Consider the following 16,864-nt stretch of genomic DNA (forward strand, 5'->3'; position numbering starts at 1 on the left):
ACACGCTTCAATACATCACATCTCCTTCGTCACAGCAACCATGTCACGCGATTCCCGCAACGCCAGAATCCATGCGAGCGCAGCCAGCCCCGGCGGGAAGATGATCGACGTAGCGCGCATGGCCGGTGTATCGCGCGTCACGGTGTCGCGCGCCATCAGCCATCCGGAACTGGTGTCGCCGGAAACGCTGGCCGCGGTGCAGGCCGCCATCGCGCAACTGGGCTACGTGCCCAACCTGAACGCGGGCAGCCTGGCCACGCGTCGCTCACGCATCGTCGGCGCAATCGTCCCTACCTTGGCGAATTCATGGTTTGCGGAAACCGTGGATGGGCTGGGCGAAATGCTGGAGGAAAGCGGCTATCAGCTCTTGCTGGGGCAGTCGCGCTATCGCGAAGCAGGCGAGGAAGCATTGATCGACACGTTCATTGGCCGCCAGGTGGACGCGCTGGTGCTGACCGGCGTCGACCACGGTGATGCGGTCCGGCGCAAGCTGCGCGCGTTCGGCAAGCCGGTGGTCGAGACCTGGGACCTGGCCGATGATCCCATCGACATGGTCGCGGGCTTTTCCAACGAGGCGGCAGGCGCCGCGGTCGCGCACTACCTGGCGCAACGGGGTTACCAACGCCTTGGCTTTCTTGGCGCGCAGGAACATCGCGCCGGCAAGCGGCTCGCCGGCTTCCGTGCCGCGGCGGCAGAACTTGGCTTGCCGGAGATTGAGGCGCAAGCCGTGCCGCCGCCGTCGACCATCGAAGACGGTGCATGGTTGCTGCGCCAACTCGTCACGCGGGCCCCGCAACTACAGGCGGTCTGCTGCAGCAACGACACGCTCGGTGTCGGCGCGTTGCTCGCCTGCCGGCAAGAGGGCTGGGCAGTGCCACAGCGCATGGCCGTGGTCGGCTTCTCTGACCTGGCGATCGCCGCGGCCAGCCAGCCCACGCTGTCCAGTGTACGCGTGCAAGCGCGCGAGATGGGCCGGCAGGCCGCACGCATGCTGCTGGAACGCCTGACCGGCGTGGCCGGTGACGACAGCCCGCGCGTGGCAGACCTCGGCTTCAGCGTGATCAGCCGCGAGAGCAGTTGACGCTCAGTGCTTTGCCGGCGTCGACCAGACGCCCGCGGCCTGCAGCAGCCCGCGCGTATAGCCGAGCGCGAACGACATGAAGCGCTCGCGGTTTTCGTCGAGATCGGACACCGGTACGTGATCGGGACACAAGGGACCCTTGTAGCCGCCACGCTGGTAAGCCTTGATCGCCTGGAACATGTCCACGTCGCCTTCATCCGGGAACACTTCCTGGAAGTCCAGGTAGCCCCCCCGGATATTGCGGAAGTGGACCATGAAGATCCGGCCGGTCGACGCGAACTCTTCGATTACCGGGATCATCGCCTTGCCCGGCTCGGTGAACATCTCGGCCACCGTTCCCTGGCAGAAGTTCAGCCCGTGGTTCTTGCTCGGGCTCAGTGCCAGGAATCTGCGGATCCCGTCGGCGGATCCCACCACGTGCTCGATGCCGTTGAGGCCGCCGACCGGGTACGCCGGATCATGCGGATGGCAGGCCAGCCGCACTCCGGCACGGTCCGCCGCCGTCACCAGCCCTTCCACAAGGAACTCGATCGCATCCCAGCCCGCCTTCTCCGTGACCGGCGGCACGTCGCGCGCCATCTTCTGGCCGCACAGCGTCGCGCTCTCGGCACCGCCCTCTTCCTGGTTGGTTGGATAGCCCACGCCCCAGTATGAGTGCTTGCGGTCTTCCTCCGGCGAGTACTCGGCATAGACGAAGCCCGAGTTCTGCGCGCCGCCGCGGCCGGGCCTCAAACCCGTGCGCGTGATGCCCACCATCTGCACGTTGTACTTGAGACAGGTGATGCCGGCATCGGCCGCCTTCTGGATGTTCTGGGCCAGCACATCGCGCTGCTTGCGCGCACTGTCCAGGTCGATCAGCGAGTCCAGCAGGATCGATCCCACATCCAGCGCGAACACCTCGAGCTTCAGGCCGAAGCTTTCCACCCACTTGCGATAGCTGGTCAGCTTGCTGGTGTCCCAGGCGCTGACGCCGCCGGCCGCCGACACCAGCTCGGTGCCGCGGTTGTCGAGCACCACGCTCTCCACGCCCAGTTGCGTGGAGAGGCGCAAGCGGCGCTCATCGGGGTTTAGCAGTTGTTCGCTGATGTACATGTGGCGTCTCCGTAACGTCGAATCGGGCCGTGGCGAGGCGGAATGCCATCGCCGCTGGGAAAAATGAACACGTGTTCATTGTTCTCATTCCGCAGGTTGCCGGCAAGTGACGGCAACGCCTGACTCCCTCCGCAATCCCACGTGCTGGGACACTGCGGGCCCTTTGATAAGCCGCGCCTTTCCAAGATGGGCACGTGTTCACTACGATTTCGCCCAACTTGCGCCCGAACGGGCCGAACAAGACCACACGGAGACGTCGTATGTCCGGTACGCATCACCCGGCCGCGCCCAAGGCGGCTACTACCGCTATCTCACCCTTGCCCTCATCACCATCGTCCTGGCCCTGAGCACGGGCGATCGCGCCACCCTTTCCGTTGCCGGCCCGCACATGTCGAAAGACCTCGGGCTGGATGCCGTGCAGATGGGCTGGCTGTTTTCCTCGTTCGCCTGGGCCTACGTGCTGAGCCAGGTGCCGGCCGGCTGGCTGGTGGACAAGATCGGCGCCAGGGCCGCCATCACCGCCGGCCTGGTGCTGTGGTCCTGCACCACCCTGCTGATGGGCGCGGTGCACTGGTTCACCTTCGCCTTCGCCGCGCTGCTGGTACTGCGCTTTCTGCTTGGGGCGATGGAGTCGCCGGTCGGCCCGGCATCCGGGCGCGTCATCGCAGCGTGGTTCCCGGCGTCGGAGCGCGGCGTGGCTGGCGCAATTTTCAACAGCGCGCAGTACCTGTCGCTGGTGGTCTTCACGCCCCTGATGGGGTGGCTGGACCATCAGTTCGGCTGGAATCACATCTTCACGGTGATGGGCGGGCTTGGCATCCTGCTGGCGCTGGTCTGGATGCGCCAGTACTTTTCGCCGGCGGAGCATCCTCGCGCGAGCCCCGCGGAGATTCGCTACATCGAGGCCGGCGGCGCCCTGGTCCACCTTGGCGGCAAGCGCGCCGCCGACGCCGCCAGGCCCACGCTGGCCGATATCGGCCAGTTGTTCCGCAGCCGCATGCTGGTGGGCATCTTCATTGCCCAGTACTGCATCACCTCGATTACGTGGTTCTTTGTCTCGTGGTTCCCCAGCTACCTCGTCAACGGCCGTGGATTCTCGATTCTGCAAGCGGACTTCGTGGCCGCCGTGCCGGCGATCTGCGGCTTCCTTGGCGGGGTCTCGACGGGCTTTGTCTCGGATGCGCTGTTGCGACGTACGGGCTCGCTGACGCTGGTGCGTAAGCTGCCGATCACGCTCGGCCTGCTGCTCAGTGCCAGCATGATCGCGTGCAACTACGTGAACACGGACTGGCTGGTGATTGCGCTGATGAGCGTGGCGTTCTTCGGCAAAGGCTTCGGCTCACTGGGCTGGACGGTGGTGGCCGACACCGCGCCGGCACGCATTGTCGGCAGCACCGGCGGCGTATTCAACGCGGTGGGCAATGTGGCCGGCATCGTCACACCGATTGTGATCGGCTATATCGTCGCCAATACGCACTCGTTCAACGGCGCGCTGGTCTACGTGGGCGCGCACGGCCTGGTCGCCATCCTCTGCTACTGGCTGGTGGTCGGCCGGATTGAACGCATGGTACTCCCTGCGCCACCCGCTGCCGCCACGACGCGCCAGCCAGGCACGGCTTACCGCGCCGCAGCGTGCGGCGCCGACGCTGGCAGGTCCGCCTGATCGCGGCGCCGGGCCGCACGCCAGACACCTTCAGCGAGATACAGACATGCCTGAATTGAAGAAGATGCGCAGCCAGCGCTGGCTGGGCCGGGAAGACTTCCGCACGTTCAACCATCGCTCGCGCATGATGCAGATGGGCTACGACCGCAAGGACTGGGAAGGCAAGCCACTGATTGCCATCCTCAACAACTGGTCCGATTACAACCCGTGCCACATGCATTTCAAGCACCGCGTGGAGGAAGTCAAGCGCGGCGTGCTGCAGGCGGGCGGATTTCCGCTGGAAATCCAGACCGTGTCGCTTGGCGAAAACCTGATCAAGCCCTCCGCCCTGCTCTATCGCAATATGCTTGCGATGGAAGTGGAAGAGATGATCCGGGCCTACCCCGCCGACGGCGTGGTCCTGATGGGCGGCTGCGACAAGACCACCCCCGCCATGCTGCTGGGTGCCACCAGCGCCAACCTGCCGTGCATCTTCCTGCCGGCCGGCCCGATGCTGCGGGGCAACTGGGGCGGCAAGACCCTCGGATCGGGTTCGGATGCGTTCAAGTACTGGGACGACAAGCGCGCAGGCATCATCGACAATGACGAGTGGGAAGCCATCGTCGGCGGCATCGCCCGCAGCCACGGTACTTGCATGACCATGGGCACGGCCAGCACGATGACCGCCATCGCGGAGGCGCTGGGCATGACGCTGCCAGGCGCGTCTTCGATCCCCGCCGTCGACGCCAGCCACCAGCGCATGGCCGCCAATGTCGGCCGGCGCATCGTCGAGCTGGTGGAAGAGGACCTGCGTCCGGCGCAGATCCAGACCCGCGATGCGTTCCTGAACGCCATCACCGTGGCCATGGCCATGGGATGCTCCACCAACGCGATCATCCACGTGATTGCTCAGGCGCGGCGTGCGGACCAGGACATCGGGTTGAAAGACTTCGACCGTATCAGCCGCGAAGTGCCTGTCGTCGTCAACGTCCGTCCCAACGGCACCAGTCAGTACCTGATGGAGGACTTCTATTACGCAGGTGGCTTGCCGGCATTGATGAGGACGCTGAGCCCGCACCTGCGACTGGATGTACCGACCGTCACCGGCAAGACGCTGGGCGAGAACATCGAGGGCGCACGCGTGTTCAACGACGACGTCGTCCGCCCGCTCGACAAACCGGTCTATGCGGAAGGATCGTTGGCTGTGCTGCATGGCAACCTCGCGCCGGATGGCTGTGTGATCAAGCCAAGTGCGATGAGCGCAAGGTTCCTGGTGCATAGCGGCCCGGCTATCGTCTTCGACGACTACCCGAGCCTGAAGGCAATGCTGGAGGATGAGAATGCCGACATTACCGAGGACCACGTGATCGTGCTGCGCAATACGGGCCCGAAGGGCGGACCAGGCATGCCGGAATGGGGCATGATCCCGATCCCGCAAAAACTCCTGAAGCTGGGCGTGCGCGACATGCTGCGCATATCCGATGCCCGCATGAGCGGCACGAGCTACGGCGCGTGCGTGCTGCATGTTGCCCCGGAAGCCTATGTCGGCGGCAATCTTGCCCTGGTGCGGACCGGCGACATCGTCGCTGTCGACGTGCCGAACCGGCGCATCGAAGTGAAGGTAGCGGACGAGGAACTGGCTCGCCGCCGTGCTGCATGGCAGCGACCCAAGCCCCGCTTCGGCCGTGGCTACGGCTGGATGTTCACCGAACACATCCTGCAGGCCAACGACGGTTGCGACATGGACTTTCTGCAGACGCAGTTCGGCGAGAGCGCAGGTGAACCGGACATTTTCTAAGCAGAGATATCTTCGCAGAACGTCGACGGGGCAACTACGGCTGAGAACGGAAAGCATTGCGGATCAAAGTGCTTGGCGCGCTAGCCCGAACACCGCAGTCGAGCTCATAAGCCGTAAGTGGTCCGCAGGTCATCGACGCTGGCGGCTGTGGGAAAGGCAGCACGGGCAGGCGCGCTCACGTTTATTCAGCCTTGCGATCTTGGCCTGCCTGACTTGACCGTTAGGCTGTGACCTCGCCTATCCTCTCCCGTAGGACAAAGGAAAGGTGGGTCTTCCGCACTTTGTGTGACGGCCCCGTCGAGGGCTTGATCTCGGGCCGATCTGGCCCCACGTTGATCGTTAGCATGAGCCAAGTTCTCGGTGGGATCGATCGTCGTAGAAGAGAGCGTGCAAAATCTTGGGAGACCCCACCTCCACGCCTGTGCGCCCTCGTCACACTAAGTGCGGAAGACCCAGAATTGCTTCGCTCTACGGCACCCGGCTTAACCCAGCGCACGCACCGAACTGCTGATGGCACGCGCGCTCTGCAGCAACGGCGGCGCCAGCCGGGCCTGCGCCTCTTCCAACGACCACCGGCTGGTGGGCGCGACCACATGGATGGCGCCAAGCGGCCGTCCGTTGCCGGCGATCACCGGCGCGGCAAGCGTCATGTCGCCGTGAAACAGTTCCTCGCAATTGATCGCATAGCCGCGCTGTCGCGCTTCACGCAGCGTCGCCACGATTTCCGCGACATCCGTGCGTGTATGCGGCGTGTGCGCGACGCGTTCCGAGCGCTCGATCAGCGTCAGCGCCTCGCCTTCCGGCAAAGCGCTCAGGTAGGCGCGGCCGGAGCCGGTGCAGTACATGGGAATGCGGCTGCCGATCGGCATGTGTACCGGCACGAACTGGGCGCTGACAAAGCGCGCGACATAGACCATGTCCGCCTGGTCCGGCTCCGTCAGGCAGGTGGTTTCCGTCGTCAGCTTGGTCAGTTCCGACAGGAATGGATTGGCCACGTCGATCAGCGGATCGGCGGCCAGGTAATTGAATCCGATCCGCATCACCCGCGGCGTCAACTGATAGCGCCTTGTCTTGGGATGTTTGCGCAGGTAGCCCAGGTGCTCCAGCGTGAAGACCATGCGCTGCGCGGAACTCTTGTTGATGCCAGCCGCCTCGGCAACCTCGCCGATGGTCATGGTGCGCCGCACGGCGCTGAAGGCGGCCAGCACGGCCAGCCCTTTTTCCAGCGACTGGTTGAACAGCAGGCTGGCCGCTTCTTCGACCGGGGGGTGAGAGTCTGGCATCACTGGGGACCTCAGGATTGATGTCATAAGAATCGTATATCGATTCGCCTGAAGCAACTAGTGGTTTTTATCTATTACGAATTGATCGATGCGGATCGAATATTGGCATGCAGGTTGCGTAAACCGCGAAACGCGCACCTTGGCGCGCCCCCTGACCCCCAAGCTAGGAGTGTTCCCATGTCTATCGCCACCATTTCCCGCCGCGCTGCACTGGTTCTGTGCGTGGCCGGCACCCTTTCGACCGCTTCGTTCGCCTGGGCCCAGGGAGGCGCACCAACCTACAACGTGGGCGCGACAGCCACAGGCGTGCCGTTTACGTTCCTCGATGTGAAGACCAACAGCATCCAGGGCATGATGGTCGACACGGTGACCGCCGTGGGCAAGGCTGGCGGCTTCAACGTCAATGTGCAGCAAACCGCGTTCGCGGCACTGATTCCTTCGCTGACCTCCAGCAAGATCGACATCATCTCGGCGGCGATGCTCAAGACGCCCGCGCGGCAGCAAGTGGTGGATTTCAGCGATCCGGTCTACTCCTACGGCGAGGGGCTTATCGTCAAGAGCGAGGACAACAAGGCCTACACCACGCTGGACGAGCTCAAGGGCGAGACCGTCGGCGCGCAGGTCGGCACGGTGTTCCTCGATATGCTCAACAAGAAGGGCATCTTCAAGGAAGTGCGCAGCTACGACTCGATCGCGGACATGACGCGCGACCTTTCGCTTGGCCGCATCAAGGCAGGCCTGGGCGACCAGCCGCTGATCGCCTACCAGTTGCGCCAGCACGCGTTTCCGGGCGTCAAGCTCGTCACGAGCTACAAACCGGTCAATGTGGGCGACGTCTGCCTGGTGGTCCGCAAGGGTGACACCGAAACGCTGGCAAAGGTCAACAAGGCCATCGCGCAGATCAAGGCCGACGGCACGCTGGCGAAGATCATCCAGAAATGGGGGCTGTAACAGCCATGGACGGCGCAACGTTCCTAAACCACGCACGCGAGTTCCTGCCCATCCTGCTTCAGGGTGCGGTGGTCACGGTACAGGTGACCGTGCTGTCGTTCCTGCTCAGCAGTGTCATCGGGCTGGGGCTGGCGCTGATGAAGCTGTCTCCCGTCAGCGTGCTTTCCAACGGGGCGGCGGCGGCGATCAATGTGATCCGCGGCCTGCCGATCATCGTCCAGCTTTTCTACATCTACTTCGTGCTGCCGGATGCGGGGATCCACCTCACCGCCTTCCAGGCGGGCGTGATCGGGCTCGGCATCGCCTACTCCGCCTACCAGGCCGAGAACTTCCGCGGCGGCATCGAGGCCGTCGATCCCGGCCAGCGCGAGGCGGCGCAGGCCATGGGCATGCGCGGACCGCTCATCATGCGCCGCGTGATCCTGCCGCAGGCCTTCCGCATCGCGCTGCCGCCCTATGGCAACACGCTGGTGATGATGCTCAAGGACTCGTCGCTCGTTTCCACCATCACCGTTGCGGAGATGACGCGCGCGGGCCAGTTGATCGCCTCGTCGACGTTCCAGAACATGACGGTCTACACGCTGGTGGCCCTGCTCTACCTGCTGATGAGCCTGCCGCTCGTCTATGGCCTGCGCCGCCTGGAGCAGCGCTTCGGTGCCGGAAGGAAGAAACCATGATCGACATCCAGAATCTGCACAAGCACTTCGGCGATCACCACGTGCTGCGCGGCGTGGGCCTGCATGTCAGCAAAGGCGAGGTGGTCTGCCTGATCGGCCCATCCGGCTCAGGCAAATCCACCGTCCTGCGCTGCATCAACGGGTTGGAATCCTATGACGGCGGCGAGATCCGCGCGTTCGGGGAGCGCGTAGACCGCGACAGCAAGGACATCCATCGGCTGCGCAGCCGCATGGGCATGGTGTTCCAGCGCTTCAACCTGTTCCCGCATCGCACGGTGCTCGAGAACGTGATGGAAGGCCCGGTCTATGTGAGAGCCGAGAGCCGCGACAAAGCGCGCGCCGATGCGATGAGCCTGCTCGACAAGGTCGGGCTGGCGGCAAAGGCACAGGCGCACCCGGCACAACTCTCCGGCGGCCAGCAGCAGCGCGTGGCGATCGCCCGCGCACTGGCGATGAAGCCCGAAGCCATGTTGTTCGATGAGCCGACCTCGGCCCTCGACCCCGAACTGGTCGGCGACGTGCTCGAGGTCATGCGCGACCTCGCGCGCGAAGGCATGACCATGATCGTGGTCACGCATGAGATGGGCTTTGCGCGGGAGGTGGCCGACCGCGTCTGCTTCCTGCACAGCGGCACCATCGTCGAAGAAGGCCCCGCGGCGCAGGTACTGGGCGCACCCCGCCAGCCGCGCACGCAGGACTTCCTGCGCCGCGTGCTGCACAAGCCGGCCGAGGCAACGGGAGACCTCGCCCTATGATCCCCACCCAGTCCGCGCCGGGCCAGCCAGCCTGCCCCGCCCCGCTGCCGCCGTCGCTGTGGGCTGCCACCGCCCCGCCCGCCCCCGCCACGCCGCCGTTGCAGGACTCGAGAACAGTCGATGTGCTCGTGATCGGCGGCGGCTACACCGGCCTGTCGACGGCGTTGCACCTCGCCGAGGCCGGCGCCCAGGTGTGCGTGGTCGAAGCCAATGAGCCTGGCTGGGGCGCATCGGGGCGCAACGGCGGGCAAGTCAATCCCACCCTGAAGCACGATCCGGACGAACTGGTCCGGATGCTTGGCGGCGAGCGCGCCGAACCCCTGATCGACGCCGTTTCGCGCTCCGCCGACCTGGTGTTCGACCTGATCGCCCGCCACGGCATTGACTGCCAGCCGGTGCGCAGCGGCTGGCTGCAGCTCTCCTATTCGCCCAGGGCTGTGCCGGCCATGCACGCTCGAGCGCGCCAGTGGGAACGTCGTGGCGCCCCCGTCGAGATGCTTGACCAGGCGCAAGTGGCGCGGCGCGTCGGGACGCAGGCGTTCGCAGGCGGCTGGCTCGATGGCCGCGCAGGTGGCATCCAGCCGCTGGCCTACGCGCGCGGACTGGTCCGGGCGGCGCAGCAAGCGGGAGCCGCCATCCATGGCAGCAGCGGCGTCACGGCGCTGGCGCGGCAAGGTGCCAAGTGGGTGGCGAACATTGCGACGGGCGCGACAGTCACTGCCGACCGCGTGGTGATTGCCACCAACGGCTATACCGGTTCGCTCTGGCCCGGCCTGCAGCAGACGCTGCTCAGCGCCAACAGTTTTATCGTGGCCACGCGCCCGCTCGAAGGCGAGAATGCCCAGGCCATCCTGGCACGCGGCGAGACGGCGTCGACCTCGCAACGCCTGCTGCTTTACTTCCGCAAGGACCACGCCGGACGGCTGCTGATGGGAGGCCGCGGTTTTTTCGCCGATCCGCGCCACCCACAGGACTTTGCCCATCTGGAGCGCTCGCTGGCGCTGCTGTTCCCACAGCTAGGGCCGCTGGAATTTGAGTACCGCTGGGCAGGCCGCATCGCCGTCACCCGCGACTTCATGCCGCATATCCACGAACCGGCCCCAGGCGTGACGATTGCGGTGGGCTGCAACGGTCGGGGCATCGCGCTGTGCACGAGCTTCGGAAAGCATCTGGCCGCCAGGCTGACGTCAAATGGTGAGCCATTTCCCTACCCGCTTTCGCCTCTGGCACCGATTCCGCTGCATGGCCTGCAGCGCTTCTATATTGCCGCGGGGGTCGCGTGGTACAGCTTGCTCGACAAGTTTGGCTGACAAGGCGACGTGTCCGCCCTGCCCCGGGCCGGCCGCTGTATCGCGCTCGAACTGCGGAAACGTGGGAGCGTACGGGAAGGCCATACGCTCAGCTCGGCGGGAAGGCGCTTGATCTTCGGCTGCCTAGCGCGAATGATCGTGCGGCGCTACCTGCCATCGGTCTGGCTCACTATCTCAAAGCGATGGATTAATTGGCTTGCCTTACACCATCAGCCGTGCACCCCGAGGTGGCCTGATCGTGGCAGTGCTGAATGTGATTGCCAAGGCCAAAGCACGCTGCCGGCTGGGAACTGTGACCGGGCACTTTTTCCCAGCGTTAGGGCGCTTGTCGCTGCACCGGTTCTCCGGGCGGGCTTACTGCCGCAGATTCTGCGTTCCGGACAAAGCAGTTCGCAATTCGATGTGGACTGGAGCGGCAAGATCAGCGTGATGCACGGCAACGTTGCACTTATGCTCGAAAGCATGAGCACGACCGTTGCATCCTCTGAGCCGCCCACCGCCGGCCCCACTGCGGACGACCACGCCCATCCCCGCCTGGGCGCCGCGCTTGCCTACATTCACCAGCACCTGGGCGAACCGCTGCCGCTGCCGCTGCTGGCCGACCTCGTCCAGCTGAGCGTCGGGCGCTTCGTGACCGTGTTCCGGCTGACGCTGGGCATGACGCCGCATCGCTACATCAGCCTGAAGCGAATCCGGCGCGCGCAATGGTTGCTCAGGCAGGGCCACTCTCCGGCGCTGACCGCGCACGAGTGCGGATTCTATGACCAGAGCCACTTCACGCGCTGCCTGAAGAGCGTCTGCGGCATGACGCCACGGCAGTTCCAGACGGCCAGCGCACCGCCCCCCGGGAATGCCGGCCGTAGCCTGCCAAAGCCCAGGGCTCAGGTTGCCGATGGGAACAGCCGTTCGATGGGATAGTGCGTCTTGATGAAAGGCGACTTGATCACGATGAAACTGAAGTACTTCTCGATCCCGATATTGCGCTCCAGCAGGCTTTCCATTAGTTCCTGGTAGTGGTTGACCCCACGGGTGATGAACTTGAGCAGGTAGTCATAGCCGCCGCTGACAAGGTGGCATTCGACGATCTCGTCCACCGCGCACACTGCCTTCTCGAAGCGCACAAAGTCCTCGCGATGGTGGTCCTCCAGCGTGATCTCCGTGAACACCGTCAGGATATCGCCCAGCTTGTCCATCCGGATCTGGGCGCTGTACCCGCCGATATAGCCGGCCTGCTCCAGCCGCTTGACGCGGATCAGGCACGGGCTGGCGGAAAGACCCACGGCATCGGCGAGGTCCACGTTGGTCATGCGGCCGTTCTTCTGCAGCTGGGCAAGGATGCGGAGGTCGAGTCGGTCAAGTTTGATGGGGGCGGACATGGGCTTTCAAGACTGGAATGACTGACACATTGTCCCCGCACGGCTCGGCGAGGGCAATCGGGGCACGCCCGGGAAGGGAGGCCGCATCCTTTCAGTACCCTTTCGCACGATCCACCAGCCCGATCAGCGGCTCGCCGCGCTGCAGGCGGCGCAGATTGTCGAGTACGACCCGGGCCGCCGTGCCTGGCTGCGTCATGCTGGCAATATGGGGCGTGAGCCAGACCCTGGGGTGGCGCCACAAGGGGTGTCCCGCAGGTAGCGGCTCCGGATGCGTGACATCAAGAATGGCATCGCCGAGCTGCCCCGAATCCAGCGCGGCCAGCAGGTCCGCATCGTTCAGGTGCTGCCCGCGCCCGACATGCACCAGCCCTGCCCCACGCGGCAGCGCGCCAAACACGCGAGCGCTCAATACTCCACGTGTTTCGTCCGTCAGCGGCAGCAGGCAAACCAGGATATCGGTGCGCGCCAGGAACGCATCCAGGCTCTCCGGGCCGCCATAGCACTGCACCCCTTCCAGGCGGCGCGGCGACCTCGCCCAGCCGGCGCAGTCGAAGCCGAACAGCCGCAGGTGCTCCAGCACCGCCTGGCCGAGCGAGCCGAGGCCGAGCACGCCAACGCGGCGCTCGTGTGCCGGACGCACCTGCAGGGGCTGCCACGCTTCCTGCGCCTGCTGCCGCTGGTACGCCGGCATGTCGCGATGCAGGGCGAGCACCGAGAACACGACGTACTCCACCATCCCGTCGACGATGCCGGGCTCGATCATGCGCACCAGCGGCACGTGCGCAGGCAGCGCGTCGAGGTCGAACTGGTCGATGCCGGCCCCCGTCGAAAACAGTACCTGCAGGTTCGGGAACCGTTGCGCGATCTGGTCGGGAGGCTCCCAGGCCGCCAGGTACCGGACCTGTCCCGGATCGCCGATATCGGGCCAGATGCGGAAATCGATGCCAGGGGCCTCGCGCGCGAAGACCTCGGCCCAGTCCCGGCCGCGCACGGGATCGGCCTTGTACAGGAAAGTCGTCTCTTGATGCATTGTCATTATCCGAGTGCCTTGTCGGCCAGCGCAAAGGAGAGGAATGGTGCCGTCGGCGCGACCGGAGTTCCCCGGGCCAGCACCGCCGCATCGGCGACGTGCGCCAGGCCGAGGCAGCCAAGCCAGTCCTCGAGCTCGCTGTCGACGTGAACGTCCAGCCGCAGCACGCGCCCGGTCACCAGGCCGGCCAGGTGCGCGATCATGGCCTTGGCCGCCATCGCGCACGGCGCGACCACGGGGCCGACCGCCGCGCCGCGGCCAAAGCGCCGCAGGATCGCGAAGCCGAGCGGCCCGTCGGGGTGATCCAGCACCACCGTGCCGATCGACTGGCGCAGCCAGGCCTGGATCAGCGGCAGGCGCTCAACACCGTGGGCCCCTTTGTCCATCCCGACCAGTAGCTGCAGGTCATTGCGACCGCCAGGACGCAGGCGGCAGTCTTCAGGCAGCGCCATCAACGGCGCCAGCAACGCTTTGCCCTCATATTGATGCACCTCGCCGATGCGCTCGAACCCCATGCGCGCATAGAAGCGATGCAGCTTCCCGGTGGCGTGAAGCAGCACCGTGCGACCGTCCAGGCCAGCACATAGCGCCTCCAGCAACACGCTGCCAATCCCCCGCCCGCGGAAGGCCGGGGCAACGATGACCAGCCCGATCGACGCGTCGCGCTCGCCCCACAGCCAGCGCATGCCGACACCGACCACCGCGCCGCCGAGTTCGGCAACGCGGCCCTCGCCCATCTGGAACAGCGTCTTCCAGTCGCTGAGGCGATGCGGCCAGCGTGCATCGTCCGAAAGCGCAAGCGCGACGGGCAGGTCGGACTGCGCCATCGGGCGGATGACGGGCGGTCCATCGCTTGCATGGAGGGGAGGCTGCGCGGAATTCATTGCGGTAGGGCCAGCGCCGGACGAAGAGAGAGTCCTGATGATGCGATGAACAGGCAAAGCCCGGATAGGAAAAATTTGCTGCACCAGAGGATGCACCGACGCTGTGCCACGCCTAGGGTAATCCCGGGGAATGTTGCGGTGCACATGCACGCCCGCTGTGCGCATGGCAGGCAATGCCAAACCGCCCACGTGAAACCGCAGGTTTTACTGTCATGGCGCGGAATACCCCACAAAGCCATCGGTCGCACATGCTTCAATGTCAGGGAGATGACACGTTGCGCGACCGTGCCGCCTGACCAGGGGCTTGCCCCGCGCCGCATGGTCGTGAGTTTCCGCTTTCGCAATCCCCCGAACTCCGGCCCCTTCCAGGAGCTATTGCCATGTCAGACAAGAAGCCGTTCGAGCGCCTCATTGGCCCCGCAGAATCCACCAGGATCATGAGCGCCCTGCGCCATGGCGCCAGCCGGCGCGACGTCCTGAAGATCCTGGCCGCCGGCGGCATGCAGCTTGGCCTTGCCGGCAGCCTTGCGGGCGCGGCTGTCTCGGCCCATGCGCAGACGCCGCGCCGCGGCGGCCGCATCCGTGTGGGCAGCGACAACGCGTCGCCCAGCGATACGCTCGATCCGTCCAAGCAGTCCAACAAGACCGACTACTGTCGCGGGACCATGCTCTACAACGGCCTGACAAGCCTGGATGCGAAGCTGGTGCCGCAACCGGCGCTGGCTGAGTCCTTTGCCTCGCAGGATGCCGTGACCTGGGTCTTCAAGCTGCGCAAGGACGTCACCTTCCACGACGGCAAGCCGCTGACGCCGGCGGACGTGGTCTTTTCCCTGATGCGCCACAAGGACCCGGCCATCGCCTCGAAAGCGAAGACGCTGGCGGACCCGATCAAGAGCGTGAGCGCCACGGGTCCGAACGAAGTGACCGTGGTGCTGGACGGCCCCAACGCGGACTTCCCCGTCATTGTCGGCACGTTCCACTTCCATATCGTGCGCAACGGCACCACCGACTTCAACACCGGCATCGGCACAGGTCCTTACAAGCTCAAGGAATTCAAGCCTGGCGTGCGTTCGGTGATGGTACGGAACGAAAACTACTGGAAACCAGGCAAGCCTTACCTCGACGAGATCGAGTTTGTCGGCATTGCCGACGAGGGCGCGCGCGTCAATGCATTGCTGTCGGGTGATCTCGACATCGTGGCCTCGATCAACCCGCGCTCCGTCGCGCGTGTCAAGGGCACGCCCACCACCGATGTGTTCGTGACGCAATCCGGCCAGTACACCGACCTGATCATGCGCCGCGATACCGGCCCGGGCACCAACCCCGACTTTGTCCAGGGCATGAAGCTGCTGCTCGACCGGGAGCTGATGAAAAAGAGCATTGCGCTGGGCTATGCCGTGCTGGGCAATGACCAGCCGATCGATCCCACCAACCGCTTCTACTTCGCCGGGCTGCCGCAGACCAAGCTCGATCCGGAAAAAGCCAAGTTCCATCTCAAGAAGGCCAACATCGGCAGTGCCGCCATCCCGGTGGTGGCCTCCCCCGCCGCGCAGTACTCGGTCGACATGGCCCTGATCCTGCAGCAATCGGCGCGGCAGGCAGGCATCAATATCGACGTCAAGCGGATGCCCGCCGACGGCTACTGGTCCAATCACTGGCTCAACAACCCGGTCGGCTTCGGCACGGTCCTGCCGCGCGCCAGTGCCGACACGCTGCTGACCCAGTTCTTCAAGTCCGACGCGGCCTGGAACGAGTCGCGCTACAAGGACCCGAAGTTCGATGCGCTGCTGCTCGCCGCGCGCGCCGAGACCGACCTGGCCAAGCGCAAGCAGATGTACGCCGACATGCAGACCATGATCCGGCGGGACGCAGGGATCGGCATACCGCTCTTTATCGCCACCATCGACGGCTACAACAAGCGGGTCAAAGGCCTTTCCGCGATCCCGCTGGGCGGCCTGATGGGCTACTCGTTCGCCGAGCACGTCTGGCTGGCGGCCTGATCCAAGGAGACACCATGAACCTGTTCATCTTGCGCCTGCTGGCGCGGCGCATCGGTCTGGCGCTGATCTCATTGCTGGCGGTCTCGGCCATCGTCTTCGCCATCACCGCGGTATTGCCCGGCGATGCCGCGCAGGAACAGCTCGGACAGGACGCCACACCGGAAGCCCTGGCCGCGCTGCGTACCCAGATGGGCCTCGATGTCCCCGCGCCGGTGCGCTACGCGCACTGGCTGGGCGGCATGGTGACCGGCAATGCCGGCGAGTCCCTGGTCACCCGCATGCCGGTGTCGGAGGCCATCGGCAGCCGGCTGCGGCATTCGCTGCTGCTGGCCGGCCTGACCGCGCTGATCTCGGTGCCGGTGGCGCTCGGCCTCGGCATCCTGGCGGCGGTCTACCGCGGTACATGGTTTGACCGCAGCGTCAGCCTGGGCGCGGTGGCGGTGGTCTCGGTGCCGGAATTCCTGGTCGCCACGCTGGCGGTATTGCTGTTCGCGGTCCACCTGCGCTGGCTGCCGGCGCTCGCCTATATCGGCAACGACGATTCGTGGGACAAGATCCTGCGTTCGCTGGCCATGCCGGTGCTGAGTCTGTGCTGCGTGATCGTCGCGCAGATGCTGCGCATGACCCGCGCGGCGGTGATCGACCAGCTCAAGGCGCCTTACATCGAAATGGTACGGCTCAAGGGCGCATCCTCAACCCGCATGGTGCTGTTCCACGCGCTGCCCAACGCCGTCGGCCCGATTGCCAATGCCGTGGCGCTGAGCCTGTCTTACCTGCTTGGCGGCGTCATCATCATCGAGACCATCTTCAACTACCCGGGGATCGCCAAGCTGATGGTGGACAGCGTCGCCCAGCGCGACATGCCCGTGGTCCAGGTGTGCGCCATGATCTTCTGTTGTGCGTACCTGATCCTCGTCACGTTTGCCGATGTGTGCGGCATCGTCGCCAATCCGCGTCTGCGCCACCGCTGAAGCCTTGAACGCCA

Annotated in this window: 15 protein-coding genes; 10 read left to right on the forward strand and 5 right to left on the reverse strand. The window is 65.3% G+C overall.

Features of this window, described 5'->3' with window-relative positions; all coding sequences use genetic code 11:
* Positions 1 to 40 precede the first annotated feature (40 nt).
* The gene (locus ACW4E8_RS21175; protein ID WP_456806333.1) at positions 41 to 1,081 is read left to right on the forward strand and encodes a LacI family DNA-binding transcriptional regulator; all 1,041 of its coding nucleotides are present in this window, start codon (positions 41 to 43) and stop codon (positions 1,079 to 1,081) included.
* Positions 1,082 to 1,084: 3 nt separating this feature from the next.
* Here the strand turns inward: ACW4E8_RS21175 and ACW4E8_RS21180 are convergent, their stop codons facing one another.
* A complete protein-coding gene (locus ACW4E8_RS21180) occupies positions 1,085 to 2,173 on the reverse strand; it encodes a mannonate dehydratase (RefSeq protein ID WP_456806334.1) in 1,089 nt (362 codons plus the stop codon).
* Between the two features lie 106 nt (positions 2,174 to 2,279).
* On the opposite strand from ACW4E8_RS21180, the gene ACW4E8_RS21185 reads away from it, so the two are divergent.
* Positions 2,280 to 3,836, forward strand: a complete 1,557-nt coding sequence (locus tag ACW4E8_RS21185) for an MFS transporter (RefSeq protein WP_456806335.1) — start codon at positions 2,280 to 2,282, stop codon at positions 3,834 to 3,836.
* Positions 3,837 to 3,882: 46 nt separating this feature from the next.
* Positions 3,883 to 5,613: an L-arabinonate dehydratase gene (araD, locus tag ACW4E8_RS21190; RefSeq protein ID WP_456806336.1), complete on the forward strand. Its 1,731-nt coding sequence runs from the start codon at positions 3,883 to 3,885 to the stop codon at positions 5,611 to 5,613.
* Between the two features lie 482 nt (positions 5,614 to 6,095).
* On the opposite strand, the gene ACW4E8_RS21195 is transcribed toward araD, so the two are convergent.
* Complete coding sequence (locus ACW4E8_RS21195; protein WP_456806337.1) at positions 6,096 to 6,896, reverse strand: IclR family transcriptional regulator; 801 nt, start codon at positions 6,894 to 6,896, stop codon at positions 6,096 to 6,098.
* Positions 6,897 to 7,073: 177 nt separating this feature from the next.
* Here ACW4E8_RS21195 and ACW4E8_RS21200 point away from each other — a divergent pair, with 177 nt between their 5' ends.
* The 5 genes from ACW4E8_RS21200 (at position 7,074) to ACW4E8_RS21220 (ending at position 11,507) form a co-directional block, all read left to right on the forward strand.
* The gene (locus ACW4E8_RS21200) at positions 7,074 to 7,847 is read left to right on the forward strand and encodes an ABC transporter substrate-binding protein (RefSeq protein WP_456806338.1); all 774 of its coding nucleotides are present in this window, start codon (positions 7,074 to 7,076) and stop codon (positions 7,845 to 7,847) included.
* 5 nt (positions 7,848 to 7,852) lie between these two features.
* Entirely contained in the window at positions 7,853 to 8,524 is a 672-nt protein-coding gene (locus ACW4E8_RS21205) for an amino acid ABC transporter permease (RefSeq protein WP_039013137.1), read from the forward strand.
* Positions 8,521 to 9,279 (forward strand): amino acid ABC transporter ATP-binding protein, encoded by a 759-nt coding sequence (locus ACW4E8_RS21210; protein WP_456806339.1) that lies wholly within the window; start codon positions 8,521 to 8,523, stop codon positions 9,277 to 9,279. Before ACW4E8_RS21205 ends, ACW4E8_RS21210 begins: the two co-directional genes overlap by 4 nt.
* Positions 9,276 to 10,589, forward strand: a complete 1,314-nt coding sequence (locus ACW4E8_RS21215) for an NAD(P)/FAD-dependent oxidoreductase (protein WP_456806340.1) — start codon at positions 9,276 to 9,278, stop codon at positions 10,587 to 10,589. Before ACW4E8_RS21210 ends, ACW4E8_RS21215 begins: the two co-directional genes overlap by 4 nt.
* Positions 10,590 to 11,051: 462 nt before the next feature.
* On the forward strand, positions 11,052 to 11,507 hold the full coding sequence (locus tag ACW4E8_RS21220; protein ID WP_456806341.1) for a helix-turn-helix domain-containing protein: 456 nt from the start codon (positions 11,052 to 11,054) through the stop codon (positions 11,505 to 11,507).
* Here ACW4E8_RS21220 and ACW4E8_RS21225 read toward each other — a convergent pair.
* The 3 genes from ACW4E8_RS21225 to ACW4E8_RS21235 form a co-directional block, all read right to left on the reverse strand.
* On the reverse strand, positions 11,471 to 11,965 hold the full coding sequence (locus tag ACW4E8_RS21225) for an Lrp/AsnC family transcriptional regulator (protein WP_456806342.1): 495 nt from the start codon (positions 11,963 to 11,965) through the stop codon (positions 11,471 to 11,473). The genes ACW4E8_RS21220 and ACW4E8_RS21225 overlap by 37 nt on opposite strands.
* A 91-nt stretch (positions 11,966 to 12,056) precedes the next feature.
* The gene (locus tag ACW4E8_RS21230; RefSeq protein ID WP_456806343.1) at positions 12,057 to 12,995 is read right to left on the reverse strand and encodes a 2-hydroxyacid dehydrogenase; all 939 of its coding nucleotides are present in this window, start codon (positions 12,993 to 12,995) and stop codon (positions 12,057 to 12,059) included.
* 5 nt (positions 12,996 to 13,000) lie between these two features.
* Positions 13,001 to 13,822, reverse strand: coding sequence for a GNAT family N-acetyltransferase (locus ACW4E8_RS21235; protein ID WP_456806344.1), 822 nt, complete (start codon positions 13,820 to 13,822; stop codon positions 13,001 to 13,003).
* 437 nt (positions 13,823 to 14,259) lie between these two features.
* On the opposite strand from ACW4E8_RS21235, the gene ACW4E8_RS21240 reads away from it, so the two are divergent.
* On the forward strand, positions 14,260 to 15,879 hold the full coding sequence (locus tag ACW4E8_RS21240; RefSeq protein WP_456806345.1) for an ABC transporter substrate-binding protein: 1,620 nt from the start codon (positions 14,260 to 14,262) through the stop codon (positions 15,877 to 15,879).
* Positions 15,880 to 15,893: 14 nt separating this feature from the next.
* Positions 15,894 to 16,850, forward strand: a complete 957-nt coding sequence (locus ACW4E8_RS21245) for an ABC transporter permease (RefSeq protein ID WP_456806346.1) — start codon at positions 15,894 to 15,896, stop codon at positions 16,848 to 16,850.
* Positions 16,851 to 16,864: the final 14 nt, after the last annotated feature.

This window comes from Cupriavidus sp. CP313 (assembly GCF_054072015.1).

Bases quoted from the DNA above. Each gene is read 5' to 3' on its own strand.
- ACW4E8_RS21175 (WP_456806333.1), top strand. From the start codon at position 41: ATGTCACGCGATTCCCGCAACGCCAGAATCCATGCGAGCGCAGCCAGC.
- ACW4E8_RS21180 (WP_456806334.1), bottom strand. From the start codon at position 2,173: ATGTACATCAGCGAACAACTGCTAAACCCCGATGAGCGCCGCTTGCGC.
- araD (WP_456806336.1), top strand. From the start codon at position 3,883: ATGCCTGAATTGAAGAAGATGCGCAGCCAGCGCTGGCTGGGCCGGGAA.
- ACW4E8_RS21195 (WP_456806337.1), bottom strand. From the start codon at position 6,896: ATGCCAGACTCTCACCCCCCGGTCGAAGAAGCGGCCAGCCTGCTGTTC.
- ACW4E8_RS21200 (WP_456806338.1), top strand. From the start codon at position 7,074: ATGTCTATCGCCACCATTTCCCGCCGCGCTGCACTGGTTCTGTGCGTG.
- ACW4E8_RS21205 (WP_039013137.1), top strand. From the start codon at position 7,853: ATGGACGGCGCAACGTTCCTAAACCACGCACGCGAGTTCCTGCCCATC.
- ACW4E8_RS21210 (WP_456806339.1), top strand. From the start codon at position 8,521: ATGATCGACATCCAGAATCTGCACAAGCACTTCGGCGATCACCACGTG.
- ACW4E8_RS21215 (WP_456806340.1), top strand. From the start codon at position 9,276: ATGATCCCCACCCAGTCCGCGCCGGGCCAGCCAGCCTGCCCCGCCCCG.
- ACW4E8_RS21220 (WP_456806341.1), top strand. From the start codon at position 11,052: ATGAGCACGACCGTTGCATCCTCTGAGCCGCCCACCGCCGGCCCCACT.
- ACW4E8_RS21225 (WP_456806342.1), bottom strand. From the start codon at position 11,965: ATGTCCGCCCCCATCAAACTTGACCGACTCGACCTCCGCATCCTTGCC.
- ACW4E8_RS21230 (WP_456806343.1), bottom strand. From the start codon at position 12,995: ATGCATCAAGAGACGACTTTCCTGTACAAGGCCGATCCCGTGCGCGGC.
- ACW4E8_RS21235 (WP_456806344.1), bottom strand. From the start codon at position 13,822: ATGGCGCAGTCCGACCTGCCCGTCGCGCTTGCGCTTTCGGACGATGCA.
- ACW4E8_RS21240 (WP_456806345.1), top strand. From the start codon at position 14,260: ATGTCAGACAAGAAGCCGTTCGAGCGCCTCATTGGCCCCGCAGAATCC.
- ACW4E8_RS21245 (WP_456806346.1), top strand. From the start codon at position 15,894: ATGAACCTGTTCATCTTGCGCCTGCTGGCGCGGCGCATCGGTCTGGCG.